The organism is Acidovorax sp. GBBC 1281 (assembly GCF_028473645.1).
GTDB lineage: Bacteria > Pseudomonadota > Gammaproteobacteria > Burkholderiales > Burkholderiaceae_C > Paracidovorax.
On the sequence record NZ_CP097269.1, the window covers coordinates 5355007 to 5368814 of the forward strand.

Genomic DNA, 13808 nt, shown 5'->3' on the forward strand with positions numbered 1-13808 from the left:
AAAAACCCGATGCGGCAGTGCCGCCCTCACAACGGTCCGCACCAGGCACGGGACTGACGACCGGCGTGGCCTCATGCCGGGGACACCGAGGAAGGGCCGCCCCGCACCGAAGGTGTCGTCCCCCTCCCGCGCAGCGAGAGAGGGGGAAGGCGCGCAGCGCCTCAGGGGGTGGTCACTGATACCCCTTGGGGAAGGGATCGGGCTTGATGAGTTCGGGCGATTCGGCCACCACCTTGAACGTAGCGTCCGGCAGTCCCTGCGCGATGCGCGACTTGCTCCACAGGTGGTGGTTGGCGTCCACCTTCACGTAGCCCTCGGGCGCGGTCTTGAGTTCGATGCCCGGCGACGCGGCCACCACCTTGTCCACGTCGAAACTCTTGGCCTTCTCGACGGCGGCCTTCCACAGCCAGGGGCCGAGATAGCCCGCCTGCGTGACGTCGCCGATCACCGCGTTGGGACCGTACTTGGCCTTGAAGGCGGCCACGAATTTCTTGTTGTTCTCGTTGTCCAGCGACTGGAAGTACTTCATCGACGAATAGAAGCCCGCGAAGTTCTCGCCGCCCACGCCGGTCATCTCGTCCTCGGTGACCGACAGCGTCACCAGCAGCTGCTTGTCGCCCGTGATGCCCGCCGCCTTGAGCGCCTTGTAGAACGCCACGTTGGAGCCGCCCACCACGGCGACGAACAGGCAGTCGGGCTTTTGCACCTTGATCTTGTTCATGAGCGAGCCGAAGTTGGTGCTGCCCAGCGGGTAGTACTCCTCGCCCACGACCTTGCCCTTCTGGAAGTTCTCCACGTGCTTGCGTGCGATCTTCATCGAGGTGCGCGGCCAGATGTAGTCCGAGCCGATCAGGAAGAAGGTCTTGGCCTTCTTCTCGGTCTTGGCCCATTCCAGGCTGTACAGGATCTGCTGCGTGGCCTCCTGACCGGTGTAGATCACGTTCTTGGACTGCTCCAGGCCCTCGTAGAACGTGGGGTAGTACAGCAGGCCGTTCTCCTTCTCGAACACGGGCAGCACGGCCTTGCGCGAGGCGCTGGTCCAGCAGCCGAACACGGCGGCGCAGTGGTCGTTGATGAGCAGCTTCTTGGACTTTTCAGCGAACGTCGGCCAGTCGGAGGCGCCGTCTTCCTTGATGACCTTGATCTTGCGGCCCAGCACGCCGCCCATGGCGTTGATCTGGTCGATGGCGAGCTGCTCGGCCTGGATCGATCCCGTCTCCGAGATGGCCATGGTGCCAGTCGCCGAATGCAGCTGGCCCACGGTGACCTCGGTGTCCGTCACCGCCAGCTTGGTGGTGTTGACCTGCGCCGTGGGCTGCGCGAAGGACCATGCGGGCAGGCCCGCCACCGAGGCGGCCCCCATGGCCTGCAGCAGCCGGCGGCGGCCCGCATCCGCGGCCAGGAGGGGGGAGACATTCGGATCGAGGGGGTGCTTCATGGGAGCGCTCCTTGCAACAGGCAATACGGGGTGGTTGGACGGCGTCGGTGGTTCCGCGCTGGGGCCAAGATTAGGGACAACCCTGCTGCGCGCCCATACGTCAATTGACGTAGCCGGCCGCCCGGCGCCGGCGTGCGGCGCGGACAAGAACGTTTCTTGCATGCAGGCCCGGCATGGCCCCGATCGCACCGCCCACCCCCCAGACCGCGCCGCAGACTATTTTTCGGTTCCGCCGCGAATACAACGCCTGGGTGGCCGACGAGACGATGGAGGACTACGCGCTGCGCTACACGCCCAAGGGCTTTCGGCGCTGGAGCGAATGGCGCGTGGCCAACACGGCGTTCGGCTCGCTGTCGTTCCTGGCGCTCGAAGCCATCGGCGGCGCCATCGCGCTCAACTACGGCTTCGCCAATGCGATGTGGGCCATCCTGGCGGTGGGCGTGCTGATCTTTCTCACCGGCCTGCCGATCGCCTACTGCGCGGCGCGCTACGGGCTGGACATGGACCTGCTCACGCGCGGCGCGGGCTTCGGCTACCTGGGCTCCACCATCACCTCGCTGATCTACGCGGTGTTCACCTTCATCTTCTTCGCGCTGGAGGCCGCCATCATGGCGCTGGCACTGCAGATGGCGGTGGACTGGCCGCTGCAGTGGTGCTATGTGCTGTCGTCCCTCGTGATCCTGCCGCTGGCCATGCGCGGCATCACGCTCATCTCCCGGCTGCAGGCGTGGACGCAGCCGCTGTGGCTCTTCCTGCTGCTGCTGCCCTTCGTGTGGATCGCGCTCGCGCAGCCGCAGCTGTACCGCGACTTCGCGGGGCTGTCGGGCCTCAAGAGCGGCAGCAGCCAGTTCGATCCGCTCATGTTCGGTGCCGCGGCGGCGGTGATCTTCTCCCTGGTGGTGCAGATCGGCGAGCAGGTGGACATCCTGCGCTTTCTGCCCGAGCGCACCGCCGCCAACCGCTGGCGCTGGTGGGGCGCGGTGCTGGTGGCCGGCCCGGGCTGGATCGTGATGGGCATGCTCAAGATGGCGGGCGGCGCGTTCCTCGCCTTCGCCGCGCTGCAGTTTGAGGTCGGAACGCACCGCGCGGCCGAGCCCACGCAGATGTTCCTGGCCGGCTTTCAGCAGGTCATGCAGGCGCTGGGGCTGCCGGGCCTGGCCGTGGCGGTCACGGTGGTGTTCGTGGTGGTCTCGCAGGTGAAGATCAACGTGACCAATGCGTATGCGGGCTCGCTCGCCTGGTCCAATTTCTTCGCCCGCATCACGCGCAGCCACCCGGGACGCGTGGTGTGGCTGGTGTTCAACGTGGGCATCGCCACGCTGCTGATGACGCTGGGCGTGTTCGGCGCGCTGGAGAAGGTGCTGGCCGTGTACAGCAACGTGGCCATCGCCTGGGTGGGCGCGCTGGTGGCCGATCTCGTCATCAACAAGCCGCTGGGCCTGTCGCCCCGGGGCATCGAGTTCCGGCGGGCGCATTTGTACGACTTCAACCCCGTGGGCCTGGGGGCCATGGTGCTGGCGGCCGCCATGGCCTGCTGCGCCTACGCCGGCCTGCTGGGCGACCATGCGGCCGCGTTCTCGCCCTTCATCGCGCTGGCGCTGTCGATGGCGCTGTCGCCGCTGCTGGCCTGGGCCACCGGCGGGCGCTACTACCTGGCCCGCATGCCGGACACGCTGTGGAAGCCCGGCGAGTCCGTGCGCTGCGCAGTGTGCGAGAACCCGTTCGAGTCCGAGGACATGGCCCGCTGCCCGGCCTACGGCGCGCCCATCTGCTCGCTGTGCTGCTCGCTCGAATCGCGCTGCCACGACCGCTGCAAGACCGGCTCGCGCGCGGCCGACCAATTGCGCGCGGTGGCCGCGCTGCTGCTGCCGCGCACCTGGGCGGCCCGGGTGAACTTCCGCCTCGGCCAGTACCTGATGGTGCTGGTGTCGCTGTGCGCGGTGATGGCATTCCTGGTGGGCGTGGTCTACGTGCAGGAGGGGCTGGAGACACCGGCCCAATTCCTGCGCACCCCGTTCCTGAAGGTGTTCGCCCTGCTGTCCCTGCTGGCGGCCGTGTGCGCCTGGTGGGTGGTGCTCAGCACCGACAGCCGGCGCATGGCGCAGGACGAGTCCGAGCGGCAGACGCAGCTGCTGCTGCAGGAGATCGAAGCCCACAAGCGCACCGATGCCGAGTTGCAGGCCGCCAAGGACCGGGCCGAATCCGCCAGCATGGCCAAGACACGCTACGTGGCCGGCATGACGCACGAGCTGCGCTCGCCGCTCAACAGCATCCTCGGCTACACGCAGATCCTGCTCAAGAACCCCGAGACCGACGGCTGGATGCGCGAGACGCTGTCCACCATGCAGCACAGCGGTCAGCACATGCACGCGCTGATCGATGGCTCGCTCGAGCTGGCCCGCATTGAGGCGGGCCGGCTGAGGCTGGACCTGGCGCCGCTGCCGCTGGCCGAGCTGATCCGCAACGTCGAAGGCATGCTGCGCCCGCAGGCCGAGGCCCGGGGCCTGGCCTTCGTGGTGGAGACCCTGGGCACCATGCCCGACTGGATCCGGGCCGATGGGAAGCGGCTGCGCCAGATCCTCATCAACCTGTTGTCCAACGCCGTGCGCTTCACCCAGCAGGGCGAGGTGCGCCTGCGTCTGGACTTTCGCCCGCACGTCTCGCGCATCGAGGTGATCGACACCGGCATCGGCATCGAGCCGCAGGATCTGGAGCGCATCTTTCTACCGTTCGAGCGCGGCAGCGCCGGGCGCCGCGCGAGCGAGGCGGGCACGGGCCTGGGCCTCACCATCACACACCTGCTCACCGAACTCATGGGCGGCCAGCTCACCGTGGCCAGCCGGCACGGCCAGGGCAGCACCTTCACCGTTCGGCTGTACCTGCCCGGCATCTCCCCCGACCCGGCCTGGCGCCCCACGCACGCCGTGGCCCTGCGGCCCGTCATCGGCCACATCGCGCCGCGCCGCACGCTGCTGGTGGTGGACGACCAGCCGCTGCAGCGCCAGCTGCTGGCCGGGTTGCTGGTGCCGCTGGGGTTCACCGTGCGCGAGGCCGCCAGCGGCCGCGAATGCCTGGAGATCGTGCGGCAGGCGCCCCCCGACCTCGTGCTGCTGGACATCACCATGGACGACCTCGACGGCTGGCAGACGGCCGCCCTGCTGCGGGCGCTGCGCCCGGCGGCAGCGCTGCCGATCGTCTTCGTCTCGGCCAACCAGTTCGACAACGAGCCCGCGCGGCTGGCCGCCGCCCAGTGCCAGGGTTTCGTGGGCAAGCCCATCATCGAATCGGAGCTGCTGCAGGCCCTGCAGGCCGCCCTGCAACTGGAATGGGTGCACGACAACACGCCGGCCAAGGCCCCTGCCACGCCGGGACCGCCACCCGCCAGCCCCGCGCCGCCGCCCCACACCCTGCCTGCCGACCTGCGCGAAGACCTGAACCGCCTGGCGCGGCAGGGCCAGGCCGCCGCAGTGCGCGAGCGGCTGCGCAGCGCACGCGACGGCCTGCCTGGCCATGCCGCTGCGCTGGCGCAGCTGCAGGCCTGCGCGGACCGCTTCGACTTCGATGCCCTGGCCCACCTTCTGCGAGAACCCGAACATGACGAACTCCCCTGACAGCGTGCAGGCCGCCGCCCCGCGCCGCGTCATCCTGGTGGTGGACGATGCGCTGGACACCCTGCGCATGCTGTGCGATGCGCTGGCAGGCGAAGGCTATGCCGTGCTGGCCGCGCGCGATGCCGACGAGGCCATCGAGCGCTTCGAGGTGACCGTGCCCGACGGCGTGCTGCTCGATGCGGTGATGCCCGGCACCGACGGCTTCGCGTTGTGCCGCCGTATCAAGGCAACGCCGCCGTGGGCGCACGTGCCCATCGTCTTCATGACCGGGCTGTCGGAGACCGAGCAGATCCTGCGCGGCTTTGCCAGCGGCGGCGTGGACTATGTGGTCAAGCCCCTGCGCATTCCCGAGGTGATGGCCCGCCTGGCCACCCACGTGGCCAACGCGCAGGCGGCCCGGCTGGCGCGCGAGGCCGTGGACGTGGCGGGCCTGGGCGTGGTCGTGCTCGACGGCCAGGACCGCATCGCCTGGCGTTCGCCGCAGGCCACGCGCTGGCTGGAGGCCGCCTTCGGCGGGCACGGCGACGCTCCCGCGGGCGACCCCGCGCGCTGGCTGGCGCATGCCCAGCGGCAGGGCGAAGCCAGCACGCCCCTGCCCGGCGGCTTCCAGCTGCAGGCCCGCCACCTGGGCGCGAGCGGCCTGGCCGAGTCGATGCTGCTGCTCAGCCAGGGCCCGGCCGCAGGCACCGCCGCGCCGCGGTTGCCGCCCGTGGCGCTGACCCCGCGCGAGACCGAGGTGCTGTCGTGGCTCGCCAAAGGCAAGACCAACCGCGACATCGCTGACATTTTGGGCATGAGCCCGCGCACGGTGAACAAGCACCTGGAGCACATCTTCGAAAAGCTCGGCGTGGAAACGCGCACCGCCGCGGCGGCGCTGGCGGGGCAGCTGCTGCAGGACTAGGGCCGGGCCACGGCGCCCTTCGACAACGCGCGCCTCGCTCCCTGCGTGGCCGAGGCCAGTTCCTTGCCGGAGAGCACGTAAGCGGGGCAATCGAGCAGGCGAGCGATCGCAAGGTCCAGGAACGCCCGCACCCGCCTGGGCTGGGCGGTGCGGTTTCCGTAGTAGATGTGCAGGCCGATGTGGGTGCTGAGGTGCGCCACCAGCACGGGCACCAGCCGCCCCGCCCGGATATGCGAGGCCGCGGAGAAATTCGCGAGCTGCCCGATCACCTGCCCCGACAGCACGGCCTGCAATTCCAGTTCGGAATCATTGGTCGCGAACGCTGGCGACATCTGCCGGTGCTCGACCTTTCCATCGACGGTCAGATACCAGGCGGAGACCTTCCCCGTGGCCGGGTGGCGGTACACGCTGCATCGGTGTGTGGCCAGATCCTCCAGCGTGTGGGGCATGCCGTGCGCAGCCAGATAGGCCGGAGCGGCGCACACGATCATCTGGATCGGAAACAACTGCCGGCCGATCACCCCCTCCTGGGGCGATGCCCCGATTCTGAAACCGATATCGACCCGGTCTTGCACCCAGTTGCCAATGCCGTCGTCCAGGTGAACGTCCGGTTGAATGCCGGGATGGGCTTGGCAGAACTCGTCCAGCACCGGCATCAGGATTTCCGCAAAGGAGGTCCTGGGTCCGACGATGCGCAGGGGGCCGGCAATGCCCTCCTTGCTCTGGCGGGCCGAGGCCAGGGCCCGGTCTAGCGCCGCCAGGGCCGGCTGCGTGCTCTCCAGCAGGTTCTGTCCCTCTTCGGTGAGCGCGAGATGGCGGGTCGTTCGGTGAAGCAGCCAGACACCGAGGTGCTGCTCCAGTTGGGCGATGGCCTGACTCGCCGCCTGCGGAGAGACCCCTTGCGCCAGGGCCGCCTGTCGAATGCTCCCCAGTTCGACGGCCTTGGCGAAGGTGGAGATCGCCTTGAATTCATTGATGGGCATGGTGGGTGTGACCGGATGAGAACACGCTGTCGGGCGCACCCCAGTATCAACCTTTACTTGCCACTGGTGCAAGCTGAAGCGGGCTAGTGGCTTGCAGCCCCACTGCCTAAAGTCCGAGGCAAGGGTGGAACGCTGCGCAGTCGCGATGACAACGATCCGTTGCCAGTCGCAGCGTGCGCAGCCACCCGGATTCCACAACGCTTTCTGGACAGGAGCCTCGCCCATGATTCCCAACCCATTGAAAACCACGCTTCTTGCGGCGATGGTCGGCATCGCCGGCGCAGAGGCCGTCGCGGCGGACCATCAGAAGAACCCCTTCACCCTGGTCTACGAAGGTGCGATCACCAGGAACGAGCCCGGCAAGGTTCAGATCCACCCCGTCAGGTACGTGCTCAATGGCCTGGACATTTCCGCGAACGTCTACACGCCGGCCCATTTCGATCCTGCCAAGGCCTATCCCGCCGTCGTGGTCGCGCATCCGAACGGCGGGGTCAAGGAGCAGGTGGCAGGCCTGTACGCGCAACGACTGGCCGAGCAGGGCTACATCACGATCGCGGCGGATGCGGCCTACCAGGGTGCCAGCGGCGGGCTGCCTCGCAGCGTGGACAAGCCCGCGAACCGCATCGAGGACATCCACGGCATGGCGGATTTCCTGGCGCGGTATGCCGGGGTGGACCCCCAGCGCATGGCGCTGCTGGGCCTGTGCGGCGGCGGTGGGTATTCGCTGGCTGCGGCCCAGACGGACAAGCGGTTCAAGTCGGTCGCGACGGTCAGCATGTTCAATTCGGGACGGGTGCGCCGCAATGGCTATGCGGATTCCCAACTCCACACCGTGCCGCAACGGCTGCAGCAGGCTTCGGCGGCCCGGGCGCAGGAGGCCGCGGGCGGAGAAGTCCTTTACGCAGGCGATGCCAACCTCACCGACGAGCAGATCGCAAAGCTGCCCTTCGACCTGTACCGCCAGGGCTACGCGTATTACTGGAAGACGCACGCACACCCGAACTCGACCTTCAAGTACACGATGAGCAGCCTGGTGGACCTGATGCGCTGGGATGCGACCGACCATATCGACCTGATCGAGCAGCCCTTGCTGATGATCGCCGGCAGCCAGGCCGACAGCCTGTACATGAGCGAGGACGCCTTCGCCAAGGCCACCGGCGCCAAGGACAAGGAACTGTTCAAGATCGAAGGGGCCACCCACATCGAGACCTATTGGGTCCCGCGCTACGTGGATGCGGCCATGGCCAAGCTGACCGCGTTCTACGCAAAAACTTTGTGAGGTGAACCCCATGGAAAAACGTCAACTGGGCCAATCCGGCCTGCAGGTGTCCGCACTGGGCCTGGGCTGCATGGGCCTGAGCCATGGCTATGGGCCGGCGACCGACCGGCAGCAGGCGGTCTCTCTCATCCGGGCCGCGGTGGAGCGCGGCGTGACCTTCTTCGACACCGCAGAGGTGTACGGCCCCTATCTCAACGAGGATGTGGTCGGCGAAGCCTTGGCACCGATGCGCGATCAGGTCGTGATCGCCACCAAGTTCGGCTTCACGTTCGGGGACGACGGCAAACAGCAGATTCTCAACAGCCGGCCCGAGCACATCCGCCGGGCGGTGGAGGGTTCGCTCAAGCGCCTGCGCACGGACGTGATCGACCTGCTCTACCAGCACCGGGTGGACCCCGATGTGCCGATCGAGGATGTCGCCGGCACCGTGAAGGCGCTGATCGCCGAAGGCAAGGTGCGCCACTTCGGCCTGTCGGAGGCCGGGGCGCAGACCATTCGCCGTGCCCACGCGGTGCAGCCGGTGACCGCCTTGCAGAGTGAATACTCCCTGTGGTGGCGCGAACCGGAGCAGGCGATCCTGCCAACCCTGGAAGAGCTGGGGATCGGCTTCGTACCGTTCAGCCCCCTGGGCAAGGGGTTTCTCACCGGGGCCATCGACCCGACCACGCCCTTCGGCCAGGACGACTTCCGCAGCATCGTGCCCCGCTTCAGTCCGCAGGCGCGCCAGGCCAACCAGGCGCTGGTCGAGTCCTTGGGCGCCATTGCGCAAGCCAAGGGCGTGACGCCCGCACAGGTGGCCCTGGCGTGGCTGCTGGCGCAAAAACCGTGGATCGTGCCCATTCCCGGAACGACGAAGCGGCACCGTCTGGACGAGAACCTGGGCGCGGCATCCCTGGCGCTTTCCGCCGACGATCTCCGCAGTATCGCGCGCGTGCTGGCCGAAGTGCCGATCGAAGGCGACCGCTATCCCGCAGCGCTGCAGGCGCGCGTGGGACGTTGATGCACAGGCGCTCGCATGGCATTCCCACCAGCACCTGACCGGCGTGCGCTGATGGCCTCGCTGGCGGGGCTGTCGCTCGGCGGCCCGGCAGGTGCCAGCACCCGATCGGAGGGGCCGCGCCCAGGCCCATCGCCGACCACGCTGGTGGCCTGCTTCTCGCGCACCGGCAACACGCGCGTCGTGGCCGGCCTGATCCAGCGCGCCCACGGTGCCGATTTCTTCGAGATCCAGACGGCCGTGCCCTATCCCGCGGAATACCTCGCGGTGGTCGAGCAAGCCCGGAAAGAGCGCGACAGCGGCCTTGAACCCGCGCTGCATGCGCAGGTGCCGGGCATCGGCCGCTACGACACGATCTTCCTGGGCTTTCCGATCTGGGGCGAGACGGCACCTCCTGCCATCCGCTCGTTCCTCTCCACACACGATCTTGCAGGCAAGACCTTGATTCCCTTCGTCACCCACGGGGGCTACGGATTGGGCAACAGCCCGTCCGTGCTCGCCGCCCATGCGCCGAAGGCGCGGCTGCACCGCGGCTTCGCCATGGAGGCGGACCAGGAGCGGCGCACCATGAACCAGGTGACGCAATGGCTGCAAGCCCATCTCCCGTCCACCACACGCCAAGGAGGCACACCATGAAACCCATCGCAGCCGCTGCGCTTGCGTTCTCGATGCTGAACACCGCCGGCGCCGCCGAGCCGGAAATCCGGATCTCCCGCGCGGCCTCGCGCCCGGTGCAGTCGGCACCGGCGCAGAACTTTACCGGCACGGTCCAGGTCGAGATGCTTTTCACCCCCGACGGCGGCACCCGCACCTCGGCGGGCAAAGTCCGCTTCGCCCCCGGTGCCCGCACCGCGTGGCACACCCATCCGCTGGGCCAGACGCTGATCGTGACGGAAGGGGTTGGCCGCGTGCAGCGCTGGGGTGGACCCGTCGAGGAAATCCGTCCGGGCGATGTCGTGCGCATCCCGCCCCATGCACGCCACTGGCACGGCGCCGCACCGGACAGCGCCATGGCGCACATCGCCATCCAGGAAGCGCAGGACGGCAAGACCGTGGACTGGCTGGAGCAGGTCAGCGAACAGGACTACCAGGCAAAGCCGCGTACGGACACGTCCCCGACCCCCTCCGCTTCTGCGGCCCAGCCCTCCCGTGCCCAGCAGTTGCTCGGCGACGTCGCGCCGAAGCTGGCCCAGCTCACCGACGACGTGCTGTTCGGCGATGTCTGGGCCCGGCCGGGCCTGTCGCCGCGTGACCGGAGCCTGGTCACCGTCAGCGCACTGATTGCGATGAACCGCCCCGACCAGCTGCGCTCGCACATGGCGCTGGCACGGCAAAACGGCGTCACCGAGTCGGAACTGGTCGAGGCCCTGACACACCTGGCGTTCTATGCGGGCTGGCCGAACGCCGTGACGGCTGTCGGCGTGGCGCGGGACGTCTTCAAGGCCCCTGTCCAATGAGAAAGCGCAAAGCCCCGACCCCGTGGAGGAACACCATGCAACGCCATCTCTGCAAGACCCTGACCGCGCTGCTCGGCGGCACGGTCGTTCTTCAAGCCCATGCCGCGCCGCAGGAGACTGCGGCTTCTGCACCCATTGCCGTCCAGGCGCAGGGCAGTTTCGCGGTCGGCGGCACCGTCGTGCAAAGTCCTGGCACCTACGTCCTCGGACAGCCGGGACCGGCCGGGCAGACCTTGCACGGCGACCATGCCCGCGTGACCTACCAGATCCCGGTGAACGCGCGCCAGCTGCCCCTGGTGATGTGGCACGGCTTCGGCGTGTTCTCCAAAACGTGGGAGACCACGCCCGATGGCCGCGAAGGGTTCCAGACGATCTTTCTGCGCCGCCGATTTCCGGTCTACCTCGTCGATCAGCCGCGCAGAGGGGGTGCCGGCCGCAGCACCGTGGCCGGCCAGATCACGGCGGAGCCCGACGAGCAGCGCTGGTTCAACGTTTTTCGCCTGGGTGTCTGGCCGAATTTCTATCCGCAAGTGCAGTTTCCGGGCGACCCGGAGTCCTTGAACCAGTTCTTTCGGCAAATGGCGCCCGACACCGGCCCCCTGGACAACCCCGTGGCCGTCGATGCCATGTCCGCGCTGTTCCGGCGCATCGGGCCCGGCGTGCTGGTGACGCACTCCTACAGCGGCTGGCTCGGCTGGAAGGCCGTCATGGACAACCCCGCCATCCGCGCCGTCGTCTCCTACGAGCCCGGAAGCGGCTTTGTGTTTCCCGAACGCGAAGTGCCCCCCACCCTGCCCAGCCTGACCGGCCCGCTGAACGGGGTCGCGGTGCCGATGGCGCAGTTCAAGGCGCTCACGCGGATTCCCATCGTCCTCTACTACGGCGACAACATCCCTGAAGCGCCGAGCACGGACCCCGGACTGGACAACTGGCGCGTGCGGCTGGCAATGGCACGGCTGTGGGTCGAGGCCGTCAACCGGCATGGCGGCGACGCGAAGCTGGTGCTTCTTCCCGAGATCGGAATACGCGGCAACACGCATTTCCCGTTCTCCGACCTGAACAACGTGCAGGTGGCCGATCAGATGCAGCAGTTTCTGTCCAGCAAGCGGCTGGATCGATAGGGTGATTCGACAGACGGGCAGAGCGCCTGCTTGCAGGGAAAGCCTTCGGACACGAGTTCGCGTGGCAAAGACAACAGCCTCTCCACCGGCTTCATATCTCGCCCAGAAACCGCCTCAGCCAACCCGTGACGGCATCGGGGCACTCCAGGGACGGCAGATGCGCCACGCCGTGCGACGCGATCCCCTGTGCATTCGGCATCTGGTCTGCGGCCATCTGGGCGCGCTGCTGAACGTGGGGGAAATCCAGGTCTCCCCAGACCACCCGGGCAGGCAATCGAATCTCCGCGAGCCGGCCGTACACCGGCACGTTGTCTGTCTCTCCGCCCCGGAGCCTGTTCGCGATGGCGATCGCATTCATCGCCAGGAACAGCTTTCGCGCGTCACCCCCCACCCGGAGTTCGGGCGACAGGGGGCCGTCCAGCCAGAGGCGTGCCTTGATACGGTTCAGTGCCACCCAGTCCTGCGCCTGCTCCGCGAGTTGCTGCCCTCGCAGCAGGCTTTCGATCTCGGGGGGATACGCCGGCGCCGGGGCGCCGCTGAGCGAGGGGGCGATCAGAAAGAGGCCCCGCACCCTGGACGGATGCGCCAACGCCATCTCCAGCGCGATGCGGCCACCCTGGGAGCAGGCCACCACGACAGCCGGTTCCGTCACGCCCAGGCCCTCCAGAACGGCCAACCCATCCGCCATCGATGACGAATCGACCGTGCGCAGGGGCGAGTCACCGAATCCGGGGCGGTCATAGGCCATCACCCGGCAGGTGCCGGCCAATGCGCCCATCTGGGCCGCCCACATGCGCCTGTCGCAGACCGCAGCGTGGAGGAGCACGACGGGCAGGCCTTGCCCCATGGCCTGCACCGACAGCAGCGATCCTTGCGACGGGAGGGTCCTCGTTTCTGTCATCGCGCTCTCCAGGTGATCGCATGGCGTTGGAATGGGCTACCTTGGGTGGTGGGATCTCCGGCGGCGGCTGTGCGCATTGTCATCGGTGCGCGAGCGTCAGGACGGCAATGGCGCCCCACCCAGGCGCTCGGCCAGAAAGTCGATGAAGCTGCGCAGCTTGAGCGGCATCTGTCGCCGGCTGGCATACACCGCATACAGCGTGCCCACGAACTCCGCATCGCCCGGCAACTGCACCAGCCGCCCGCTGGCCAGGTCGTCGTCCACCAGCCATGCGGGCAGGAAGGCCGCGCCCATGCCTGCCACCACGGCGTGGTAGCTCAGGGTGCTGTCACTGGACTTCATCACGGCGTCGATGTGCCGGTGCATGCCTTCCTGCAGGGCATTCTTGAGGCGCTCGAGTTGCACGTAGTTGGGCATGACCATCGGGATGGGCCGGGGCGCACCGCCCGAATCAACGCCCTCGTCGGGGCCGGGCTGGAAGCCGGGCGCCGCGACCAGATGGAACGCCATCTGGCACAGGGGCCGCGCGATCAGCTGGGGCGCGGGCTCGGCGGTCATGCGCAGCGCCACGTCGAACCCCTCCGAGACGAGGTCCACCATGCGGTTGTCCAGGTGCAGGTCCAGCCGCACCTCGGGGCATGCCCGGCGATAGTCGGCCAGCAGCCGGGCAAAGCGCGGCGTCGCACACCACACGGGGGCGCTGATGCGCAACTCGCCCCGCGGCCGGTTCTGCCCGTGGCCCACCGAGGCCGCGGCGGCGTCGAGCAGTTCCAGCGCCTGCCGGCCCTGCTCGTAGAAGGCCGTGCCGGCCTCCGTCAGGCTCATGCTGCGGCTCGTGCGGTGCAGCAGGCGCGCGCCCAGCGTGCGTTCCAGCCGGGCGATGTGCTTGCTCACCATGGGCGGCGCCATGCCCAGGCGGTCCGCGGCGGCACTGAAGCTGCCGACTTCGACGATCGCCTGGAACACGCGCAGGCCGGTCAGTTCCAGGTCTGCAGGGTTCATGGTTGCCAAAGAAGGAAAGGATGCCATCACTCTAACGCCATCGATTTCCTTTGGGGGAAATCTTAAATTGCGTCCAGTCCCATCCCTTTTCATCGCCACGCGCTGTGGCCCCTTTGGA

General features: G+C 68.1%; 11 protein-coding genes. 7 read left to right on the plus strand and 4 right to left on the minus strand.

The window, feature by feature from the left end; genetic code table 11:
• Nucleotides 1-172: 172 nt before the first annotated feature.
• On the minus strand, nucleotides 173-1438 hold the full coding sequence (gene urtA / locus M5C96_RS25140; protein ID WP_272549824.1) for an urea ABC transporter substrate-binding protein: 1266 nt from the start codon (nucleotides 1436-1438) through the stop codon (nucleotides 173-175).
• 173 nt (nucleotides 1439-1611) lie between these two features.
• Here urtA and M5C96_RS25145 point away from each other — a divergent pair, with 173 nt between their 5' ends.
• Nucleotides 1612-5049 carry a hybrid sensor histidine kinase/response regulator gene (locus M5C96_RS25145; protein WP_272566035.1) on the plus strand — a complete coding sequence of 1146 codons (3438 nt, stop codon included), beginning with the start codon at nucleotides 1612-1614 and terminating at the stop codon, nucleotides 5047-5049.
• Nucleotides 5033-5950: a response regulator transcription factor gene (locus M5C96_RS25150; RefSeq protein WP_272566036.1), complete on the plus strand. Its 918-nt coding sequence runs from the start codon at nucleotides 5033-5035 to the stop codon at nucleotides 5948-5950. The genes M5C96_RS25145 and M5C96_RS25150 overlap by 17 nt, the downstream gene beginning before the upstream one ends.
• Here M5C96_RS25150 and M5C96_RS25155 read toward each other — a convergent pair.
• On the minus strand, nucleotides 5947-6933 hold the full coding sequence (locus M5C96_RS25155) for a LysR family transcriptional regulator (RefSeq protein ID WP_272566037.1): 987 nt from the start codon (nucleotides 6931-6933) through the stop codon (nucleotides 5947-5949). The genes M5C96_RS25150 and M5C96_RS25155 overlap by 4 nt on opposite strands.
• Before the next feature lie 262 nt (nucleotides 6934-7195).
• On the opposite strand from M5C96_RS25155, the gene M5C96_RS25160 reads away from it, so the two are divergent.
• From M5C96_RS25160 to M5C96_RS25180, 5 genes are read left to right on the plus strand one after another with little or no spacing between them, the layout of a single operon-like run.
• The gene (locus M5C96_RS25160; protein WP_272569840.1) at nucleotides 7196-8212 is read left to right on the plus strand and encodes an alpha/beta hydrolase; all 1017 of its coding nucleotides are present in this window, start codon (nucleotides 7196-7198) and stop codon (nucleotides 8210-8212) included.
• 10 nt (nucleotides 8213-8222) lie between these two features.
• The gene (locus tag M5C96_RS25165; protein ID WP_272566038.1) at nucleotides 8223-9212 is read left to right on the plus strand and encodes an aldo/keto reductase; all 990 of its coding nucleotides are present in this window, start codon (nucleotides 8223-8225) and stop codon (nucleotides 9210-9212) included.
• A gap of 15 nt (nucleotides 9213-9227) precedes the next feature.
• Complete coding sequence (locus tag M5C96_RS25170) at nucleotides 9228-9845, plus strand: flavodoxin (RefSeq protein ID WP_272566039.1); 618 nt, start codon at nucleotides 9228-9230, stop codon at nucleotides 9843-9845.
• Complete coding sequence (locus tag M5C96_RS25175; RefSeq protein WP_272566040.1) at nucleotides 9842-10666, plus strand: (R)-mandelonitrile lyase; 825 nt, start codon at nucleotides 9842-9844, stop codon at nucleotides 10664-10666. The genes M5C96_RS25170 and M5C96_RS25175 overlap by 4 nt, the downstream gene beginning before the upstream one ends.
• A 35-nt stretch (nucleotides 10667-10701) precedes the next feature.
• Nucleotides 10702-11787 (plus strand): alpha/beta hydrolase, encoded by a 1086-nt coding sequence (locus tag M5C96_RS25180; protein ID WP_272566041.1) that lies wholly within the window; start codon nucleotides 10702-10704, stop codon nucleotides 11785-11787.
• A gap of 91 nt (nucleotides 11788-11878) precedes the next feature.
• On the opposite strand, the gene M5C96_RS25185 is transcribed toward M5C96_RS25180, so the two are convergent.
• Together M5C96_RS25185 and M5C96_RS25190 are read right to left on the minus strand one after the other, a co-directional pair.
• The gene (locus M5C96_RS25185) at nucleotides 11879-12688 is read right to left on the minus strand and encodes an alpha/beta fold hydrolase (protein ID WP_272566042.1); all 810 of its coding nucleotides are present in this window, start codon (nucleotides 12686-12688) and stop codon (nucleotides 11879-11881) included.
• 96 nt (nucleotides 12689-12784) lie between these two features.
• Nucleotides 12785-13690 (minus strand): LysR family transcriptional regulator, encoded by a 906-nt coding sequence (locus tag M5C96_RS25190; protein ID WP_272566044.1) that lies wholly within the window; start codon nucleotides 13688-13690, stop codon nucleotides 12785-12787.
• Nucleotides 13691-13808: the final 118 nt, after the last annotated feature.